This is a genomic window from Catonella morbi ATCC 51271 (assembly GCF_000160035.2).
GTDB classification, from domain to species: Bacteria; Bacillota; Clostridia; order Lachnospirales; family Lachnospiraceae; genus Catonella; species Catonella morbi.
The window spans coordinates 303,974-324,301 of sequence record NZ_KI535368.1 but is presented as its reverse complement, the minus strand read 5'-3'; the positions used below and the strand labels follow the sequence as shown (position 1 = coordinate 324,301).

The window sequence follows — 20,328 nt, the reverse complement described above, 5'->3', positions numbered from 1 at the left end:
GCGTAAAACATCTTATAATTATATTTGTAAATATGAGCTGCAATAATTATTATGTTTTATATGTTTCATATTATTCTATAAGTTTCTATCAAGGCATCTAATTCTCCCTGATTATTGTGGCTCATATCTATGTTAATTCTAAACTGAGTATATCTTTTCTCTACTTAGCAGGAATTTCTATATTTATCCCAAATTGTTCATAAAATATTACCAAGCCACAGAGCAAATTTTTATGACAGTATCCCTCAAATTATAACTATGTGACCTATGACAAGAATAAATTTGATTTATATTTTTCAAATTATCTGCTATAATACCGGTAAAGGCATTATAGCAAATCTCAAAAAGAAAGGACTACAATGCCAACCAAGAAAGAATTCGAAGAATATGCCAGAGGGCTGAATCCTATTGATGACTTAATGTTTAGCAAGATGGCAGAAAGTAAGGAGTTTTGTGAAGAAATACTCCGAGTCATATTAGAAGATGACAAACTCATAGTTACTGAAAATATACCTCAATGCAAGGTGGAAAATCTGCATGGACGTTCCATAATTATGGATGCAAAATGTGTAACCGGAGACGGAAGACATATCAACATTGAGGTACAGAAAGCGGATAACGATGACCATCTGAGAAGAGTCCGCTACAACGGCTCTGTCTTAACTACTAACATAACAGAAACAGGAACAAAGTTTGAGTTTGTGCCAGATGTCTGCGTAATATTTATATCTGCCTTTGATATGTTTAAGAGTGGACTACCACTCTACCATGTGAAAAAAGTTGTTATGGAAACAGGACAGATTGTCGAAGACGGACTTACTGAAATATATGCAAATGCATTAATTGACAACGGTTCTAAGTTTTCTAAACTGATGAAAGTGTTTACAGAAAATGATACCTATAATACAGATGATTTCCCTGTGACAAGTGAAATTAAAGCCAGATTTAAGTTTGATGAAGGAGGTGCTGTAAAAATGGATGAAACTTTACAGAGATGGAGGTACTCTGCTCTAAACAAATTATACATTGCCTTGTACATATAAAGTCAGATTGAATTCTTATTCAAAAAATTTATTTAATTTCCTCTTGCCAATCTCACTTTATTATTCTATCTTAAGCAAGAGGTGATTACTATTATAACTTATGACAAGCTATGGGAAACTATGAAATCAAAAGGTTTTTCACAGTACAGACTTATCACTTATTATGGTTTAAGCCACTCTCAGCTTCATAGATTGAAAATGAATGAGTCTGTTACTACTGCAACCTTAGGCAGACTTTGTCAGATTCTTGATTGCCGAATCGAAGACATTGTTTCCTATATTCCTAACCGAAGATAGTCAGTAACCAAAATAACTGTCACAGCCGGTAAAATATAACAGAATGTAATCTCAAGTTAATCAGGATTATGTATTCACCTGTTAATTATTCCGACTGTGGCAGTTATAATTTTCACTGTTATTTTTTATAACAGTTAGATTGCATAATTTAGGATAATTAATGATGGAAGAGTCTCATTCCTGTAAAACTGAGTACCATACCATATTTATTACATACTTCTATTACATTATCATCTCTTATAGAACCTCCCGGCTCAGCTATGTACTTTACTCCACTTTTGTAGGCTCTTTCAATATTATCTCCAAATGGGAAGAAGGCATCGGAAGCAAGTGCTACATTTTCATTTTTCTTAAGCCATTCCTTCTTTTCCTCTCTTGTAAATACAGGAGGTTTAACTTCAAAAAACTTCTCCCATACACCGTCTTGAAGCAGGTCTTCACTTTCATCACCAACATAGAGGTCTATTGCATTGTCTCTGTCTGCCCTTCCTAAATTTTCAAGGAATTTGAGATTTAGTGTCTGTGGAGCCTGCCTCAGCCACCATACATCAGCCTTGCTTCCCGCAAGTCTGGTACAATGAATACGGCTCTGCTGCCCTGCTCCTATACCGATAGCCTGCCCGTCTTTTGCATAGCAGACCGAGTTTGACTGGGTATATTTAAGTGTAATCATAGCAACAATAAGGTCATTAAGTGCTTCCTTAGGAAGATTCTTATTTTCACTGACTATATTCTTAAAAAGTTCCTCATCTATCTTAAATTCATTTCTGCCCTGCTCAAAGGTAATACCAAAAACCTGCTTTTTCTCGATAGGCTCAGGTTTATAATTTTCATCTATCTGAATAATATTATAATTACCTTTTTTCTTTTCCTTAAGTATTTCAAGGGCTTCATCAGTATAGCCCGGCGCTATGATACCGTCTGAAACTTCCTTTTTTATTATCATAGCCGTATCTAAGTCACACACATCTGAAAGTGCTATAAAGTCACCAAAGGAGGACATCCTGTCCGCTCCCCTTGCTCTTGCATAAGCACAGGCTAAGAGACTCATTTCTCCCCTGTCTTCTACTCTGTAAACTTTCTTTAACTCCTCTGTAAGCGGTTTACCTATAGCAGCTCCTGCAGGAGATACATGCTTAAAGCTGGTTGCAGCAGGAAGTCCTGTAGCCTTTTTAAGTTCCATAACAAGCTGGATACCGTTGAAGGCATCTAAAAAATTAATGTATCCCGGTTTGCCGCATAGTACCTTTACAGGTAACTCAGCTCCATTTTCCATAAATATCCTGCTTGGTTTCTGATTTGGATTACAGCCATATTTAAGTTCCATTTCATTCATTTTAACTCTCTCCCTTAGGCTATTACTTATTTTTATTTACAATCCTAGTTTCATATTTTCCTGTCTTTATATCAATAAATCTTGTGAATAATGACACCTTATTGGCTTCGTTAAGGCTGTTCCAGATATTTTCAGTAAATTCATCTATATTGCCTGAAAGTTCTACTCTCACAGGCTCACCCTCAAAGCTTGGAAGCGGCTCAATATCTTCCTTATAAGTATGGATGAATCTGCCTTCACCGGCAGGTATATTGTCATAATCATAAAAATATCTGTTACAGCAATCAGGATTACCTGCATTACTTTTAAGTATGCTCATTCTAAAATGAAGTTTTTCTTTTTCAATATCCACTATAGCTGAGATTCTAGGAGTATAATTAGGTGCATCAGGTTCAAATTCTCTGCTCATAAGAGCTTTATTAAAGCATTTTCCGGTAGTTATAAAATCATAGACGGTATCAGTCTGGTCACCGTTTGTAATTATGGTTTTATTTCCTATTACCTTAACAGGCGAATAGATAATAAGGCTTGGGTCTGAAAGCTTAGTTTCATCAAAAGCTTCCGTTCTTATACCTTCGCCATCACCTACAAAGATTCTGTTTCTGCTGTTTTCACTTCTTCCCATAATAAAATAGGCTGTCACAGCATAATGCCCGTCTTTACTCTTACCCACAACTATTCCCCTGCCGGGATAAGTTTTAGCCGCCAATACTTCACCGATTGAAATCATAATACCCTCCTGAAATTTCACTCCAAACACTTTTAGTTTTTTATATTTCAAAATTATAATAAGTTCTACTTAAGAATAGCATAGTTTTTATTAGTTTTCAATATGAATTGTTCTTTATATTTTCTTATGGGTTTTATTCCACTTTATTTTGTATTATAATTATACAGTCATGAAAAAGCATATATGAATGGAGAATTTTATGGAAAATAACAGGCAAAAAATAAATTTCACAAAAATGCATGGCTGTAAAAATGACTATCTTTACATAGACTGTACTAAAAATGAATTGTATAACCCGACGGAAGTATCCGTTAAACTGTCTGACAGACATACCGGAATCGGAAGTGACGGTATCATCCTCATCTGTCCTTCTAAAGCAGCTGATTTTAGAATGAGAATTTTCAATGCAGACGGCTCAGAAGCAGAAATGTGTGGAAACGGTATCCGTTGTGTAGGAAAATTTGTCTATGATTTCGGCCTTACTGACAAAGAAGAGGTCCGCATAGAAACCGGAGTCCGAAGTAACGAAGAAGAAACAACAGGAATTATCCCTGAAAACCGTATAAAAGTATTACAACTTAAGGTTGAAAACGGGAACGTAAGGGCTGCTACTGTGGATATGGGAAGACCTATCATAACTCCAAGTGAAATCCCTGTTGTATCAGCTAAAAATGAATTCATAAATGAGCCTATAAATATCGAAGGAAAAGACTGGTATTTTACCTGTGTTTCGATGGGCAATCCACATGCAGTAACCTTTGTAGATGATACAAAGAGCCTTGACCTGCCTGTTATCGGTCCAAAATTTGAGTTTAATGAGATTTTCCCAAACCGTACCAATACTGAGTTTATAAAGGTAATAAGCCGTACTGAACTTGAAATGCGTGTATGGGAGCGCGGTTCGGGCGAAACCCTTGCCTGCGGTACGGGAGCCTGTGCATCCGCCTATGCTGCCATATTAAATAATCTTGTGGAAGATGAAGTAACCGTACATCTTTTAGGAGGAGATTTAATTATAAAATATGACAGGGCTACAGGTCACATTTTTATGACCGGTCCTTGTGAAACCGTCTTTAGCGGCAGCATTGTAGTATAAAATGAAATATATATCAATCCCAATTATTCACGCCAGTTCACAGACCTTTTAACCTGCATAGTACAGCAGGATAAATTGAGATATACAATAAGGAGTATTTATGCAAGTTACAGTACAAGACATATTAAATGCTACAAATGGCAGGCTGCTAAACGGAAGTGCCGATACCGTAATAAACGGCTTTTTTACCAATTCAAGAGAAATCGGAAGTCTTCCCTTTAAGAATGCACTTTTTGTGCCTATTATAGGCGAAAGGGTGGATGCCCATAACTTTATCCCTCAGGTTGTTGAGAACGGTGCAAAGGCCTTCTTTATAAAAAAAGGGCATGAACTGCCTTCCGGCATAGGCGAAACTGCCGCCATTGAAGTTGAAGATACAGAAGCAGCTCTGCTTGATACCGGACTCTGGTATCGTGAGAAATTTAACATCCCCTTTATAGGTATTACCGGAAGTGTAGGTAAAACTACTACAAAGGAGATGGTTGCCGCTGCCCTCTCCTCAATAAATATCCACAAAACCAAAGGAAATGCCAACTCAACCATAGGGCTTCCTTTGACATTATTTGGACTTGAACCTTGCAATGAAGCAGCTATTATAGAAATGGGCATAAGTGAATTTCACGAAATGGAAAAACTAGTGGAGGCAGGCAGACCAAACCATGCAATCTTTACCAATGTTGGCTCCGCCCATATAGGAAACCTTGGTTCCAAAGAAAATATTCTCAAAGAAAAACTGCATATAACTGACTGTTTTACTGCGGACAGCGTGCTTTTTATAAATGCAGATGATGAGCTGCTTATGAAAGTCGCCGCAGAAAACAGCGAATTCAGACCTAAGAACGTAAAACACATAGTCACCTTTGGAATAAATGAAAAGGCTGATTTTTATGCTTCTTCTATAACAATCTCTGACAGCGGTACTGATTTTGTGGCAAACTATAAGTCTGAAAACGGAGAAGCTGTATCGGAACAGATTCACCTTAAAACTCTCGGGCTTCACAATGTAAGAAATGCCCTTGCTGCCATAGCTGTAGCCCTTAAGCTTGGTATCTCACCTGCTGTTTCAAAGAAAGGCCTTGCTGAATACGAGCCTCTTCCGGGACGTGGCAACATCATCAAGTCTAACGGGCTTACCATAATAGATGATACCTACAATGCAAGCCCCGATTCCATGAAGGCCTCGGTACAGATTATCGGTGAAATGCGTGGAGGCACAGAACCTATTAACAGAAGGTTTGTAGTCTTTGCAGATGTACTTGAACTCGGTGAATACGCTGAAACCGAGCATTATAAGGTTGGAGAATATATCAAGTTTTACAATAAAGAAAATACAGAAAATAAAATAGATTGCCTTATAACAGTAGGCAAAGACAGTGAGCAAATCATACTTGGTGTAAAATCAGAAGACCTTGAAACCAATCCCGTTACCAGACATTTTTCTACAAATGTAGAAGCGTCTGATTACCTTAAATCTTTACTTAAAAAAGGGGATGCCATTGTAGTTAAGGGTTCAAGAGGAATGCAGACTGAAGAAATAATCAATTCTATCTTAAATTGTAAGTAGGCTCTAATTGAGATTGCTTTTACTTTAACAAAGGGGTATACTTATTTTGTATGTTTTATCAGCAATTTATATCCAATATGCTGATAGGTTAATAAATCCCAAATTATCCACACCATAGGTCACAGACCTTTTATTCTGCATAGTATAGTAGGATAATTGGGGTAAATTAATTATATAACACTTATTATTATTTAGGAGGGTTTTATGAGGATAATTGTTACTAAAAACTATGAGGAAATGAGCAAAAAGGCTGCAAATATTATAGCTGCACAGGTTGTAATGAAACCTGATTCTGTGCTTGGTCTTGCTACAGGTTCATCACCTATTGGGGCATATAAGCTGCTTGTAGAGGGCTATAAGAAGGGTGATTTAGATTTTTCCGGGATTACTTCCATTAACCTTGACGAATATGTGGGGCTTTCTGCAGAGCACAATCAGAGTTATGCTTATTTTATGAGGGATAATCTTTTTAATCATGTAAATATAAAGATGGAAAATGTATTTCTTCCAAACGGTATGGAGGCTGATGAGGCTAAGGAATGTGCAAGATATGATGAGGTTATAAAAACCCGTGGTCCTATTGATTTACAGCTTCTCGGACTTGGCGAAAACGGACATATCGGTTTCAATGAGCCTGATACTTCTTTTGCAAAGGGTACTCACAAGGTAAGCCTTACAGAGAGCACCATTAATGCCAACTCAAGACTGTTTAATTCCATAGATGAAGTTCCTAAGTTTGCTTATTCTATGGGTGTAGGAAGTATCTTCTCTGCTAAGCAGATTTTACTTATAGCTTCAGGCGAGAAAAAAGCAGATGCACTTTGCAAGGCGCTTTACGGACCTGTAACTCCTGAGGTTCCGGCTTCCGCACTTCAGTTCCACAATAATGTAACTATAGTTGCTGATGAGGCTGCTTATGCTCTTATCGCAAAGAAATAAGCTTAGCCTGCAAGGAAATACGGAGGTTATCATGATAATTAAAAACGGATTAGTATATAATGAGAATGGCGACTTTGAAAAAAGAGAGATTTATATAGATGGTGAACTTATCACAGATAAAGCACCTGCTGACAACGAAGTTATTGATGCAGAAGGACTTTATGTAATTCCCGGGCTTATAGATGTGCATACGCATGGAGCAGTAGGGCATGACTTCTGTGATGCAGACCTTGACGGGCTTTATAAGATAGCTGAGTTTGAAAAAAGTCAGGGTGTGACAGCCTTTTGTCCAACCTCTATGACTCTTTCAGAAGAAATGCTTACAGGAATATTTGCTACAATCAATGATTACAAGCCCGAGAAAAAGCATGCAAGGGTACTTGGTATCAATATGGAAGGTCCTTTCATCTCTCCTTCCAAAAAGGGTGCTCAGAACCCTGAATATATAATGAATTCAGATGTAGAAGTATTTAGAAGGCTAAACAAGGTAAGCGGCGGCAATATCCGTCTCGTGACACTTGCTCCCGAAACAGAGGGTGCTAACCTCTTTATTAAAGAACTTGCAAATGATGTGTCCATTTCTGTCGGACATTCTGAAGCTAACTTTGAACAGGCTGACGAGGCTTTTAAGAATGGCGCAAACCATGTAACCCATCTTTTCAACGCTATGCCTGCCTTTAACCACAGAGATCCCGGCATAGTCGGTGCAGCCTTTGAAAATACAGGAGTTATGGCTGAACTTATCTGCGATAAGGTACATATCCATCCTTGTATGATAAGAAGTACCTTCCGCCTGTTTGGTGAGGATAGAATCATTCTTATAAGTGATTCTATGGAAGCTACCGGAATGGAGGACGGAACTTACTCTCTCGGCGGACAGAAGGTAAATAAAACAGGCAACAAAGCAACCCTTGAGAACGGTATAATTGCAGGCTCCTGCACAGACCTTTTCACCTGCTTTAAGAACGTGGTTGAGATAGGAATTCCGCTTAAATCGGCGGTTAAAATGGCTTCAACCAACCCTGCAAAGAGCATAGGTCTCGGTGACAAAGCCGGTATAATCAAACCCGGTGCCTACGCAGATTTATTACTTCTTGATAAAGAATTAAATATAGTTAAAATACTGTAATTTTAAATGTCATTATACAAGTGTCAAAATTATTATAATTCTTTCCGACTTGCAAGAGAACTTATCAAAATACAGCTTCATGATGGAATCCAATATTCTGTACAGGTGTGGGAATTTCCTGCAGCCAATCTTGGATGAATATTTGGAAGATTATCCGTCCGTTAAACTTTTGCTTCAAGGTAACAGCAGATTTGCCAGATCTGAACTTTATAAACAGTGTGAAGAAAACGGCGCCGGTTATGTACTCCGACTAAAGAAGAATAACATTCTCCGCGAAAAAGCAACATATCTTATTGATGAGCTTAATGTTTTCTTCTCCTGTTTTATATCCTGCTTACATTTTATCCTGTGTCATAGGGAATTCACAGTCATTTTGTCTGATTTCAGTCACCTGACCAGATACATATAAGCATCATTAAGAGTCGGGGATACTTCATAAGCCATTCCCATAGGCTTTTCCACCGAAACTATTCTTAGAAGGAAGCCTTCTTCAAACAGTTCTTTTTTCGAAATAAGATATTCATTTTCGTATTTTATTAACTCATGTTCCGCTACTCTTATTTCCCATACATTTCTCCTGCATCTTTCCATAAGTTCATCCTTGCTTCCTGCAAACACAGCTTCTCCTTCATCGAGAACAATCAGCCTTTTACAGGTAGTTTCAAAGTCTGAAACTATATGTGATGAGAGCAGAATAGTCCTGTTTTTTGCTAAAGAAGCCAGCACATTACCTAAATTTGTTCTTTCCATCGGATCAAGTTCCATTGTCGGCTCGTCCACCAGAAGCAGGTCGGGATCTCCTATAAGAGAAACCGCTATCCCAAGTCTTTGCTTCATTTCTCCGGAAAGATTTTTAGTTTTAGTATGCTCTTGCCCCACGAGATGAACTAAGTCAAGTAATTTTTCTATTTTGCCTTTTTTATCTTTTTTTACTTTATTTAATACCGAAAAATAATCCATAATCTCAAATACGGTCATATTTGGATAAAATGAAAATTTCTGAGGTATGTACCCTATTCTGTGTCTGATTTCATTAATATCTTTTACTTCACTGCCATCGAAATAAATTTCGCCCGAACCCTTTTCAAGAATACCTGCCAATATCTTCATAAGTGTAGTTTTCCCGGCTCCGTTTTTTCCAAGCAGTCCGTACATTCCCTCTTTTATATGAAAGCTTACTTCTTTAAGTGCCCTGCTATATACATAAGATTTGCACAGTCTTTCTACCTGCAATTCCATAATTTCCTACCCAATCCCTTCCTCTTTATTATGAAAAATAGTATTACCGACATTATAACAATACCTGCTATCAGAGATATTACCGAGTATTTAAGCCTATTGGTATAACAGCATACATTAAATAATTTGAAATTTTCCTTCTCTTTCACACAAAAAAAATAATATCCCAGATAAGATATATAGCCTGTTTTATCCGTACCTGTTACTTCAGAGAATATTACCCCAAGCAACCCAAGATACAGTGAACTTACGCAGATTGATAATACCCACAAGCCTAAAGCTACGTTATTAAGTGTTGACATAAAGTATAGTGAAAATGTTATCAGCACCACAGTCATTATGACTCCGGATAAAAGCCTCGTAAAAAATATTTTAGTATATGCTGTATTACTTACACATGTAAATTCTGACATACTGTTTTTCTTTTCTATGTTGCAGAGTGGAATAAGCATAAACATTGAAAAATATATAACTATACTCTCCCCCGCAGTTTTTATATCAGATTCTGTCAAGCTTCTGCCTACGCAGGTTCCGACAAGTATCAGTGTTAAAAACAATATGCTCATCAAAACATTTATATTACAGGCAAAATCGAGCTGGTAAGATAAAAAACTTCTGCTTCTGAAGTTTATACTTTGTTGTTTTCTTAAGCTTATTCCAAGAATCAGTCGCTTCCACAGGTTATTAAACGCATTTATCCTGATTCTTTTACCCTTCCTTGCTCTATCATACAAATATACCGAAGCTGTTGAAATCAAAATTGACAAAATTACCATGAACAGACGATTTACATATATGGCATTTTTTATGCTGTCATAATATTTGCTCATCCCAAAGGAGTTAAATCTTATTACGATTCTCCATGGCTCATAGTTTCCAATAAATGCAGATACAGATAACAGCCACAATATGAACTGTACACCGACAACCACAAATATATTATTAAATAAAATATCCAGAAAAACAGAAAGTGTGACTGCAATTATTATTGACGGGACTATCCATATCAGCCAATATTTAATAAATGTAATGTCAGACAAGCTGTGCCCGTACTCTCTTGCCGAATCATAAAAAGGCAGCATACCAATTTTTGTAATCCCTAAGGTTACAACAAGCATTGGCAAAATAACGGATACAAGCCTTGTTATTACAATCTCTTTGCTTTTTCTATTTGAAGTATATAAGAATTCACTGATACGACTTTTCCTGTCTTTGATAAAAACAGTGGCTGATATAATAGCAGACAAAAGTACTGCCAGAATACCCAAGTAGTTCATTAAATATCTTGCGTAGCCCTCTGACAGGCCTTCATTTAATGAAGATTCAAAATCCGCTCTTTCTTCTTCTATAGTATTGCGGCCGTCTTCATGAGTTCTGTTTATTCCAAATCTTCTATTCTTATATGCGACATAGAGTCTTGATTTATCACCATAATGGTAGTTTGTTCTGTACCCTATGGTTTTCTCAAATTCCCGTACCAGTTTTATGATTTCTTCATCGTTTAGAGCTATATTGACATCCGGCATTTTCTCATTCGCTTTGTAATCCGGATTTATCTTTGTTATTATATTTCTTATCCTGTCCCTGATTTCATCATTAAGCTCTAACTCAACAGGTATTCCGTTTCCTTCTTCTCCGCCGTAAACAATTATACTACCGTATTTTATATCTTCCTTCAATTTAAAATATGTATATTCTCCGGAGCTTAGAGGCTTGTCGTAATAATAATCTGTACGAGGAGTAAGCAACTGTAATGTAAAAGCCACCATTAGTCCTACTGCCAATACGAATGCGTAAGTAATTGTATTTTTCTTTATCTCAAGCCAAAGCATAGTTAATCCCCCTATCCTACCCGACTTACTTCCTATTTGTTAAAATTTTTAACAGGCGTAAACCCTGTTGCTCTGCTTTATTTCCATCTTTTCCCGTCTATACTCCGGATATTTCCAAGAGTTCCCCGGCTTATGTTACAACTGTTATAATTCTCCATAGAGCCCGTTGTCACGAGAGCCCACTGTTTGTCAACCAATTATTCTTTTTAGAATTTTTTATGTTTAGCTTTACAGCTTAAACTACATCTATATTCTATCTGAAAGCTGGTTGTATGGCAAGTATAATTCAAGTAACGCTCATTCCCCGCATTCAAGCATTATCTCATATGTTTTTGTCTGCAAATCAATTATATCAAAATTCTTTACAGATTTTTGATATGATAGCAATGCACATAAGATAAAAGCCGTACATTCAATGAATAAAACAAATAGATATTTAGCCTTTTTATTGTTTTATATAATTAATAATTTTGGGTTGCTCCCTCGGTTAATCTTCTCAACTTACTGTAAAAGTTTCTCCCTTATCTTTCGAATTTGATATAGTTTTATCTTATAACAATCCTATATTAATATGTATTATACAAAGTAAGGCTTACCACGTATAATAAACCTAGTTTACAGATAAAGAATAAATATGAGTTGGAGGAAACTATGAAAACATCGGTAATCGGATTCCCTAGAATTGGTACTTTACGCGAATTAAAATTCGCTTCTGAAAAATATTTTAAGAAAGAAATCACAGCAGATGAACTCCTACAGACAGGAAAGGAACTTAGAAAAATCCACTGGAATACCCAGAAAGAAGCAGGTATAGACTTCATTTCAAGTAATGATTTTTCATTTTATGACATTCTGCTTGATACAGCAGTATTATTCGGAATTGTTCCTAAGCGTTATAAGGAACTTAATCTCTCGGAGCTTGATACCTATCTTGCAATGGCTCGCGGTTATCAGGGGGCTTCCGGCGATGTAAAGGCTCTTGCAATGAAAAAATGGTTTAACACAAACTATCATTACATAGTGCCTGAGGTTGAAGATGATACAGAAATCAAGTTATCAGGCAACAAGCCGTTTGAGCAGTATAACGAGGCAAAGTCACTTGGTATAGAGACTAAGCCTATTGTAATCGGTGCCTACACCTTGCTTAAACTATGCCGCTTTACCGGTGAGAAATCTTCAAATGATTTTGTAGATGCTCTTATCAGTGCATATCAGAGTTATGTTAAGAAAGCTGAAGAAACCGGCATAAGCTGGATTCAGTTTGATGAGCCGGCTCTTGTAAGAGATACAGATAGCGAAGATATCGCATTATTTAATAAGATTTATTCTGCTTTTCTCTCATCCAAGAATAGTTCTAAGGTTTTAGTTCAGACATATTTCGGTGATGTAAGAGACATTTACGAAGATTTAATTAAACTTCCTTTTGACGGAATCGGTCTTGATTTCATAGAGGGAAAGGAAACCTTCTCTCTTGTTGAAAAGCATGGTTTCCCGGAGGACAAACTTTTATTTGCAGGCCTTGTAAACGGAAAGAATATCTGGAGAAACAACTACGATAAGACTTTACAGACCTTAACAAGATTACAGAAAAAGGGAATAAACTGCGTTTTATCTACCTCCTGCTCACTTTTACATGTTCCATATACAACAAAGCACGAGACCAAGTTATCAGCAAATCATCTTTCATACTTTGCATTTGCTGAAGAGAAGCTTTGCGAGCTAGCTGAACTTAAGGCACTTGCTGAAAATGCAAATTATAAGAATGAGGCTTCATATCAGGCTAATGTAAAGCTGTTTGCCGGAGAAAGAGACTGCTATAGCGAAGATGTACATAAAAGGCTTTCACTTGTTACTGAAAGTGACTATACAAGAAGCCCTGAGCGCAGGAAACGTCAGGAATTACAGAAAAAGGAATTTGGTCTTCCTGAGTTCCCGACTACTACTATCGGTTCCTTCCCGCAGACCAGAGAGGTAAAGGCAAACCGCTCAGCTTTCAGAAAGGGCGATATAACAGAGGCAGAATATAAAGAGTTTAACAAAAAGCAGATTGCCGACTGTGTAAAATTCCAGGAAGACATTGATATCGATGTTCTTGTCCATGGTGAATATGAGCGTAATGACATGGTTGAGTACTTTGGTGAGGCTCTTGGTGGCTTCCTCTTCACCGAGAAAGCCTGGGTACAGTCTTACGGTACCAGATGCGTTAAACCTCCTGTTATCTGGGGTGATGTTTACAGAAAGAAGGCTATTACAGTAGAATGGTCTGCTTATGCCCAGTCACTTACAAAAAGAATCATGAAAGGAATGCTTACCGGCCCTGTTACTATACTTAACTGGTCATTCCCAAGAGAGGATATATCAATCAAGGAGTCCATTTCTCAGATAGCTCTTGCAATAAGAGATGAGGTTCTTGATTTAGAGAAGAACGGAATTAAAATCATTCAGATTGACGAGGCAGCTCTCAGAGAGAAACTTCCTCTCAGAAAATCCGACTGGCAGAAGGAATACCTTGACTTTGCTATCCCTGCTTTCCGCCTTACACATAGCGGAGTAAGACCTGAAACTCAGATTCACACACATATGTGTTATAGCGAGTTTACTGATATTATCCCTGCTATTGACAATATGGATGCGGATGTTATTACCTTTGAGGCTTCCCGCTCCGACTTACAGATACTTACAGCATTAAAAGAACATAATTTTGAAACAGAGGTTGGTCCGGGTGTATACGATATTCACTCACCTAGGGTACCTTCAGTTGATGAAATTGTTGCCACCCTTCATACTATGCTTTCTAAAATTGACAGAGATAAACTTTGGGTAAATCCTGACTGTGGATTAAAGACCAGAGGCATTCCTGAGACAGAAGAAAGCCTGAAAAATATGGTGGCTGCGGCAAAAATAATTAGGAATGAGGCATAATTTATGAAAGTTTCCCAAGTTTACAAAGAAAAGAAAGATAAAAAGGTTCTATCCTTTGAGATATTTCCGCCCAAAAAGGATAGTGAGTTAAAAAATATAGATGAAACTCTGGCTGTTCTTTGTGAACTTAAGCCCGATTATATAAGTGTAACCTTTGGTGCCGGGGGCAGTTCAAACTGCAACCGCACCATAGAATTAGCCAGGAAAATAAAACACGAGTACCATGTAGAACCTGTAGTTCATCTTACCTGCCTTCACTACAACAAAGCTGAAATTGATGAGTTTGCAAAGGTTCTCTCAGATGCGGGACTTGAAAATGTGCTTGCTCTCAGAGGAGATAAGAATCCAAACTTCCCGGAAAAAGATGATTTTAAGCATGCCTCCGACCTGATTGCTTATATGAAGGAAAGATGGAATTTCTGCTTTTTGGCTGCCTGCTATCCTGAGTGTCATCCTGAATCAGACGGTGTGGTTAACGAAATAAAGCACTTAAAAACAAAGGTTAATTCAGGGGCAGAGGTTCTGCTGTCTCAGTTATTCTTTGATAACGATATCTTCATTCGCTTTCAGGAAAACTGCAAGGTTGCAGATATAAATGTTCCTGTTATTCCGGGCATTATGCCTGTAATAAATGCCGCACAAATAAAGAGAATGATAACGATGTGCGGGGCTGCTTTTCCTCTTCGCTTTCAAAAAATTATACACAAGTATGAGGATAATAAGGAAGCACTTTTCGAAGCAGGAATGTCCTATGCTCTAAGCCAGATTATTGACCTCCTTGCAAGTGACATAGACGGAATTCATTTATATACAATGAACAATCCCCTCGTTGCCAGAAAAATATGCGAAGGTATACGTAAAATAATATAGCCCAAATTATTCACGAAACATCTTTTGAAGTATCGTAATAAAGACGCAGTCTTTGATTTACGATATTTCACAGTTGTTTGGTAATATCCCCCGTAGTCACAGACCAAAAACGGTTTACCCTACTATACTATGCATGATAAGAGGTCTGTGACCTATGGCGTGAATAATTGGGCTATAGTATATAAATATCAAAAGATATTCATATACCGTCATCTTTGTAAAAATGAGCATATTAAAAATATTGTTACAAATTAAATAACAGACTGATAGCGGATTACTTCTAAATCAGTCTGTTATTTTTTGTTTACTTTGTATAGTAAACTCCCTAATTTTTGTACACTTTACCATTGGCTAAAAACTTAAAATATCTTATAATTTTACTTGTAAATATGAGTCATAATAATCACTATGATTTATAAATTTCATTCATTCTGTAAGTTTCTATCAAGGTCTCAAACTCTTTTTGATTATTGTGGCTCATATCTATGTTAATTCTAAACTGAGTATATCTTTTCTCTACTTAGCAGGAATTTCTAAGTTTATATTTTTCAAAATATCTGTTATAATAGCCACATAGGCATTATAGCAAATCCAAAAAAGAAAGGACTACAATGCCAACCAAGAAAGAATTTGAAGAGTATGCCAGAGGGCTGAACCCGATTGATGACTTGATGTTTAGCAAGATGGCGGAAAGCAGGGAGTTTTGTGAAGAAATACTCCGAGTCATCCTAGATGATGATGAACTCATAGTTACTGAGAATATACCTCAATGCAAGGTGGAAAATCTTCATGGGCGTTCTATAATTATGGATGCAAAATGTATAACCGGGGACGGACGACATATTAATATTGAGGTGCAGAAGGCAGATAATGATGACCATCTTAGAAGAGTCAGATATAACGGTTCTATCTTAACTACAAATATAACAGAAACCGGAACAAAGTTTGAATTTGTTCCTGATGTCTGCGTAATCTTTATCTCTACCTTTGATATGTTTAAGAGTGGACTCCCACTCTATCATGTGAAAAAAGTGGTTATGGAAACAGGACAGGTTGTTGAAGACGGGCTTACCGAAATATACGCAAATGCAGTAATCGACAACGGCTCTAAATTTTCCAAACTGATGAAAGTGTTTACTGAAAATGATACTTATAATACGGAAGAATTCCCTGTGACAAGCGAAATTAAAGCCAGATTTAAGTTTGATGAAGGAGGTGCTGTAAAAATGGACGAAACTTTACAGAGATGGAAAGAGGAATGGATTAGTGAGGGTGAAGCTCGTGGTAAAGCTCGTGGTGAAGAACAAGGTGCTGAAAAGGAAAAATTCAAAATAGCCAGAAGTATGAGGGAAGAAGGAGTTAACCCCGAACTTATAACAAAATTTACAGGTCTGCCAATGGAAGTAGTTATGGCTTTGTAAAACTATTAGTCATACCTTACCCATAAGACAGGTATTATTCCGCTTTAGCTAAGTATTTAATCAGCTAAGCCGGTAAAATATCCCTTTTATTGGTATATTGGGGCAGATTACAAATGTTTCTGCAAAGTAAATAACAGACTGACCAAGAATTGCTTCCAAGTCAGTCTGTTATTTACTTTAAATCAAAATTTATCCTATCTCATCCACCACACTGTTCTCAAACTGTCTTGTAAACAGCCCGTAATAATATCCTTTCTGCCTCATAAGCTCCTTATGTTTTCCCTGCTCTATAATCTTACCGTCCTTTACCACAAGGATTACATCAGCGTTTACTATGGTTGAAAGTCTGTGGGCTATTACAAAGGAAGTTCTTCCTGTGATTACCTTATCTATCGCGTCCTGAATTATCTTTTCGGTCACAGTATCTATAGAAGAAGTAGCCTCATCAAGTACCAGTATCTTAGGCTCTGCAATTATTGCCCTGGCGAATGAAATCAACTGTTTCTCACCGGTTGAAAGCAGGTCTCCGCCTTCTCCCACTTCACTGTCAAGCCCCTTGTCCATCTTCTCTACTACTTCTGTAGCAGACACAAGCTCCAGCGCCTTCATTATCTCCTCATCAGTTGCATCAGGCTTGCCATATCTCAGGTTCTCCCTGATTGTACCTGAAAAAAGGTGCGGAGACTGCAATACATAGCCTATATTTGAATGTAACCACTGTCCGGAACGCTCCCTTGCATCCCTGCCGTCTATCAGCACCTGCCCTTTGGTAGGCTCAAAGAAACGGCAGACGAGGTTTACAAGGGTTGACTTTCCCGCACCTGTTTCTCCCACAATAGCCACATTAGTGCCTTGTGGAACTTTCAGATTAAAATTCTCAAGCACATATTCATCTCCGTCGGGATATTTAAAAGTCACATCCTTAAACTCTATGTCACCATGCAGCTCTTCCCAGTTTTCCTTCTTTGGATTAAATATATCTCCGTATTTTTCCACAACTTCTTTGCTGTCTGCCACATCCGATTCCGTAGCCATAAGCCCTGTAAATCTCTCAATATTTACAGATGAAGCAATGAGATCTGCAAATGTCAGTGTGATATTACTTATAGGCTCTATTATCCCCTGCACATAGGACATAAATACAGACAGGGTTCCTATAAGCATAACTCCTTCAAGACTTAAAATACTTGCCTGCATAAGTACAAGCGCAATTACAACCGAACTTACAAGTGAAACCAAAGAAGAAGAAAGTGCTGAAAAATGAGCCACTCTTATAGATTTTCTTTTCATGTTGAGAGTATCTCTGTCAAAATTTTCTTTCATTCTTCCTTCTGCAACGAGAGTTTTTATCTCCTTTGCACCTGTGATTCCTTCATTAAAATTTCCTGTAATTGCAGAGTTTATCTCTCTTACTTCACGATTCAGGTGCAAGAGATTTTTTTGGAAGATTGAAACTATTATGGCTTCAATCGGCAAAATGATTGCTATTGCAAGTGCCAGTTTTGCATTTAAACTGAACATTACCGCAAAAGCACCTACAATATAGACTGTTGACCACATAATGTCAAAGAAGTACCAGGCTGCAATCTCACCGATTCTTCCGGTGTCACTCATTACCCTTGCGTGTATATAGCCTACATTATTCTGGTTAAAATATGAAAATGAAAGTGACTGTAAATGATTAAAACTTGAATTTCTTAAATCTCTTGCAACACTTATCTCTATATTTGAAGCAACATAAGGCGAAATAAACTGCATTATAATTTGAATCACGATTGCTATAAAATATAGAACCACAAACATTCCAATTCCGTTTAATTCTCTTTTCCCTATGAAATTATTTATTGCATATTGATTAAAAAGCGGGAATACTATTTCAAAAAGGGTCGAAATAGCCGCTGTTACAAACATTATTACCATCTCTTTTTTATATGCCCTAAAATATGGCCAAAGCTTAGGTATGCCAAGCCAGGGCAGGAACTTTATCGTAGTTTTATCCTGCATATAACCTCCTTACGACTCGTAGTCAAGAGCTACAGACTGTATGTCATAGATTTTCTTGTAAATGCCCTCTTTAGCCAAAAGCTCATTATGAGTACCTGATTCAGCAAGGCTCCCCTTATCAAATACCAGTATATTATCTGCTGCCATAAGGGTTGTAATTCTGTGGGAAATGATAATAACTGTGCTGTCTTTTCCCTTTTCCATAAGTCCCTTTCTTATCTTTGCATCAGTTTCCGCATCAACGGCAGAAAGCGAATCGTCAAATACCATAATAGGTGACTTTCCGATAAGCATACGGGCAATGGCTGTTCTCTGCTTCTGCCCACCCGAAAGTGTAACACCTCTTTCTCCAACTGTAGTCTCAAAGCCTTCCTTAAAATTCTCAATAGTCTCTAAAAGACTTGCAGTACCTGCTGCTTCTTCTATGTCTGCTCTCTCTGCCTCCTTACCGCCAAGTGCTATATTTTCAGCCAAGGTTCTTGAAAATAAATAAGGCTCCTGAAGTACCATTCCTACATTTTCACGAAGATAGCCTATTTCAATATCATTTATATCCACATCAGATATAGTTATGCTTCCGTTTTCCTTAGGAAGTTCATAGAGTCTGTTTAAAAGATGCATAAGTGTGGATTTACCCGAACCTGTTCCACCGAGTATGCCAACTGTAGTACCACCCTTTATGGTAAATGATACATTTTTAACAATTTCCTTTGTATCATCATAAGCAAAATTTACATTGTTAAATACTATATCCCCCGTCATCTTAGGAGTAAGCTTCTTTCCCTTATCTTCCTCCTCTTCCGAAGCCATAATATATCTTATTCTTTCTGCTGCGATTCCGCTTCGGCTAAGGCCTGAAACCAGCCTTCCAAGCATTCTTATAGGCCACACAAGCATAATGTTATATGAAAAAAACGCAATATATTCACCTGCAAGCATTTCTCCCTTAACAGCAAAAACTGCTCCAAGCACGACCACTATCATGGTCTGGATGCTGAGAAAAAATGTTCCTATAGACCAAAACCAGGCAAGTACCCAGTCAAGCCTAATCCACATCTTCCAATAATCATGGTTCTGTTTTTCAAACCTTTCCTTTTCAAAAAGCTCTCTGCCAAAAGCCCTTACTACTCTTACTCCGGTCAGATTCTCCTGTACAACAGCTGAAAGCTTTCCCTCTTCCACATCGGCTTCTTCAAAGATTTTGCCCATTTTTTTATGACCGTATATCGAATAGGCTATATTTATCGGAATAATTGCAAGGGCAATAAGAGCCAGCTTCACATTTACTCCAAACATAAAATAAATAGAGAAGGCGAGCATTAATACAGTCCTCACCATCTCGGTCAACTGTCTGGATACAAAGTTTTTCACTGCATCTACATCTGAGGTACAACGCTGGATTATATCACCCGTCTGATTCTTTGTATGCCACGAGAAAGGAAGCTTTGCTATATGCGCAAAGATATCATTTCTCATGGTTTCTACAAGAGTTTCGGCTCCCTTGGTATTGTAATATCTGTATAGATAGTTAAAAACTGCTGCCAATATTCCTATAATTATAAGAAAGATTGCCACCACATATAGATTCTCTCTAAGATGAGCCGCACCTCCCAAACTTTCTATAAAATTTGTTACAAAGTTCGGAAAGTTACTCTCTTTACCTGTAATCAGTGTATCTACAACATAACTTATTACCCTCGGTATTATAAGGGTAAGCAGGTTCACAAGAGAAATACAGACTATCGCAGTTATAAAATATCTCTTGCTTCCCCTTAAAAAGTATAAAAGAAGTTCTCTATTAGTATTAAATTTACTTTGTTTCATATCTTCTCCTGTCAAACAATATTAAGTGCAGAATCCCCATAACAGTATATTCATTACACTACAACTGTAGTCTATGTTTCTG

General features: G+C 37.4%; 15 protein-coding genes and 1 pseudogene. 10 read left to right on the top strand and 6 right to left on the bottom strand.

Annotation, left to right across the window (positions count from 1 at the left end; all coding sequences use genetic code 11):
* Positions 1 to 359: 359 nt before the first annotated feature.
* Positions 360 to 1,043 (top strand): PD-(D/E)XK nuclease family transposase, encoded by a 684-nt coding sequence (locus GCWU000282_RS08520; protein ID WP_023354676.1) that lies wholly within the window; start codon positions 360 to 362, stop codon positions 1,041 to 1,043.
* 81 nt (positions 1,044 to 1,124) lie between these two features.
* Positions 1,125 to 1,340: a helix-turn-helix domain-containing protein gene (locus GCWU000282_RS16310; RefSeq protein WP_023354675.1), complete on the top strand. Its 216-nt coding sequence runs from the start codon at positions 1,125 to 1,127 to the stop codon at positions 1,338 to 1,340.
* A 157-nt stretch (positions 1,341 to 1,497) separates the two neighbouring features.
* Here GCWU000282_RS16310 and GCWU000282_RS08515 read toward each other — a convergent pair whose 3' ends face one another.
* Both GCWU000282_RS08515 and GCWU000282_RS08510 read right to left on the bottom strand, forming a co-directional pair.
* A complete protein-coding gene (locus tag GCWU000282_RS08515) occupies positions 1,498 to 2,676 on the bottom strand; it encodes a phosphoribosylaminoimidazolecarboxamide formyltransferase (protein ID WP_023354674.1) in 1,179 nt (392 codons plus the stop codon).
* 22 nt (positions 2,677 to 2,698) lie between these two features.
* Positions 2,699 to 3,406 carry an IMP cyclohydrolase gene (locus GCWU000282_RS08510; protein WP_035040102.1) on the bottom strand — a complete coding sequence of 236 codons (708 nt, stop codon included), beginning with the start codon at positions 3,404 to 3,406 and terminating at the stop codon, positions 2,699 to 2,701.
* A gap of 220 nt (positions 3,407 to 3,626) precedes the next feature.
* Between GCWU000282_RS08510 and dapF the strand changes: the two genes are divergently transcribed.
* The 5 genes and pseudogenes from dapF to GCWU000282_RS17095 all read left to right on the top strand — a co-directional run.
* Entirely contained in the window at positions 3,627 to 4,502 is an 876-nt protein-coding gene (gene dapF, locus GCWU000282_RS08505; protein ID WP_035040376.1) for a diaminopimelate epimerase, read from the top strand.
* A 100-nt stretch (positions 4,503 to 4,602) separates the two neighbouring features.
* Positions 4,603 to 6,066 (top strand): UDP-N-acetylmuramoyl-tripeptide--D-alanyl-D-alanine ligase, encoded by a 1,464-nt coding sequence (locus GCWU000282_RS08500; RefSeq protein ID WP_023354671.1) that lies wholly within the window; start codon positions 4,603 to 4,605, stop codon positions 6,064 to 6,066.
* 204 nt (positions 6,067 to 6,270) lie between these two features.
* Complete coding sequence (gene nagB, locus GCWU000282_RS08495; RefSeq protein ID WP_023354670.1) at positions 6,271 to 7,005, top strand: glucosamine-6-phosphate deaminase; 735 nt, start codon at positions 6,271 to 6,273, stop codon at positions 7,003 to 7,005.
* A 31-nt stretch (positions 7,006 to 7,036) separates the two neighbouring features.
* A complete protein-coding gene (gene nagA / locus GCWU000282_RS08490) occupies positions 7,037 to 8,134 on the top strand; it encodes an N-acetylglucosamine-6-phosphate deacetylase (RefSeq protein ID WP_035040100.1) in 1,098 nt (365 codons plus the stop codon).
* A gap of 57 nt (positions 8,135 to 8,191) precedes the next feature.
* Positions 8,192 to 8,441 (top strand): annotated as a pseudogene (locus GCWU000282_RS17095) (transposase); the annotation flags it as partial.
* Between the two features lie 80 nt (positions 8,442 to 8,521).
* Here GCWU000282_RS17095 and GCWU000282_RS08485 read toward each other — a convergent pair.
* Positions 8,522 to 9,373, bottom strand: coding sequence for an ATP-binding cassette domain-containing protein (locus tag GCWU000282_RS08485; RefSeq protein WP_023354666.1), 852 nt, complete (start codon positions 9,371 to 9,373; stop codon positions 8,522 to 8,524).
* Positions 9,358 to 11,205 carry an ABC transporter permease gene (locus tag GCWU000282_RS08480; RefSeq protein ID WP_023354665.1) on the bottom strand — a complete coding sequence of 616 codons (1,848 nt, stop codon included), beginning with the start codon at positions 11,203 to 11,205 and terminating at the stop codon, positions 9,358 to 9,360. Before GCWU000282_RS08480 ends, GCWU000282_RS08485 begins: the two co-directional genes overlap by 16 nt.
* Before the next feature lie 651 nt (positions 11,206 to 11,856).
* Between GCWU000282_RS08480 and metE the strand changes: the two genes are divergently transcribed.
* From metE to GCWU000282_RS08465, 3 genes are all read left to right on the top strand, one after another.
* The gene (gene metE / locus GCWU000282_RS08475) at positions 11,857 to 14,127 is read left to right on the top strand and encodes a 5-methyltetrahydropteroyltriglutamate--homocysteine S-methyltransferase (RefSeq protein ID WP_023354663.1); all 2,271 of its coding nucleotides are present in this window, start codon (positions 11,857 to 11,859) and stop codon (positions 14,125 to 14,127) included.
* 3 nt (positions 14,128 to 14,130) lie between these two features.
* Positions 14,131 to 14,997: a methylenetetrahydrofolate reductase [NAD(P)H] gene (gene metF, locus GCWU000282_RS08470; RefSeq protein WP_023354662.1), complete on the top strand. Its 867-nt coding sequence runs from the start codon at positions 14,131 to 14,133 to the stop codon at positions 14,995 to 14,997.
* Between the two features lie 611 nt (positions 14,998 to 15,608).
* Entirely contained in the window at positions 15,609 to 16,418 is an 810-nt protein-coding gene (locus GCWU000282_RS08465) for an Rpn family recombination-promoting nuclease/putative transposase (protein ID WP_023354661.1), read from the top strand.
* Between the two features lie 189 nt (positions 16,419 to 16,607).
* On the opposite strand, the gene GCWU000282_RS08460 is transcribed toward GCWU000282_RS08465, so the two are convergent.
* Together GCWU000282_RS08460 and GCWU000282_RS08455 are read right to left on the bottom strand one after the other, a co-directional pair.
* Complete coding sequence (locus GCWU000282_RS08460; RefSeq protein WP_023354660.1) at positions 16,608 to 18,422, bottom strand: ABC transporter ATP-binding protein; 1,815 nt, start codon at positions 18,420 to 18,422, stop codon at positions 16,608 to 16,610.
* Between the two features lie 9 nt (positions 18,423 to 18,431).
* On the bottom strand, positions 18,432 to 20,246 hold the full coding sequence (locus GCWU000282_RS08455) for an ABC transporter ATP-binding protein (RefSeq protein ID WP_023354659.1): 1,815 nt from the start codon (positions 20,244 to 20,246) through the stop codon (positions 18,432 to 18,434).
* Positions 20,247 to 20,328 lie beyond the last annotated feature (82 nt).

What these genes read in the sequence shown, in the direction of transcription:
- GCWU000282_RS08520 (WP_023354676.1), top strand. Translation starts at nt 360, where the DNA reads ATGCCAACCAAGAAAGAATTCGAAGAATATGCCAGAGGGCTGAATCCT.
- GCWU000282_RS08515 (WP_023354674.1), bottom strand. Translation starts at nt 2,676, where the DNA reads ATGAATGAAATGGAACTTAAATATGGCTGTAATCCAAATCAGAAACCA.
- GCWU000282_RS08510 (WP_035040102.1), bottom strand. Translation starts at nt 3,406, where the DNA reads ATGATTTCAATCGGTGAAGTATTGGCGGCTAAAACTTATCCCGGCAGG.
- GCWU000282_RS08500 (WP_023354671.1), top strand. Translation starts at nt 4,603, where the DNA reads ATGCAAGTTACAGTACAAGACATATTAAATGCTACAAATGGCAGGCTG.
- nagB (WP_023354670.1), top strand. Translation starts at nt 6,271, where the DNA reads ATGAGGATAATTGTTACTAAAAACTATGAGGAAATGAGCAAAAAGGCT.
- nagA (WP_035040100.1), top strand. Translation starts at nt 7,037, where the DNA reads ATGATAATTAAAAACGGATTAGTATATAATGAGAATGGCGACTTTGAA.
- GCWU000282_RS08485 (WP_023354666.1), bottom strand. Translation starts at nt 9,373, where the DNA reads ATGGAATTGCAGGTAGAAAGACTGTGCAAATCTTATGTATATAGCAGG.
- GCWU000282_RS08480 (WP_023354665.1), bottom strand. Translation starts at nt 11,205, where the DNA reads ATGCTTTGGCTTGAGATAAAGAAAAATACAATTACTTACGCATTCGTA.
- metE (WP_023354663.1), top strand. Translation starts at nt 11,857, where the DNA reads ATGAAAACATCGGTAATCGGATTCCCTAGAATTGGTACTTTACGCGAA.
- metF (WP_023354662.1), top strand. Translation starts at nt 14,131, where the DNA reads ATGAAAGTTTCCCAAGTTTACAAAGAAAAGAAAGATAAAAAGGTTCTA.
- GCWU000282_RS08465 (WP_023354661.1), top strand. Translation starts at nt 15,609, where the DNA reads ATGCCAACCAAGAAAGAATTTGAAGAGTATGCCAGAGGGCTGAACCCG.
- GCWU000282_RS08460 (WP_023354660.1), bottom strand. Translation starts at nt 18,422, where the DNA reads ATGCAGGATAAAACTACGATAAAGTTCCTGCCCTGGCTTGGCATACCT.
- GCWU000282_RS08455 (WP_023354659.1), bottom strand. Translation starts at nt 20,246, where the DNA reads ATGAAACAAAGTAAATTTAATACTAATAGAGAACTTCTTTTATACTTT.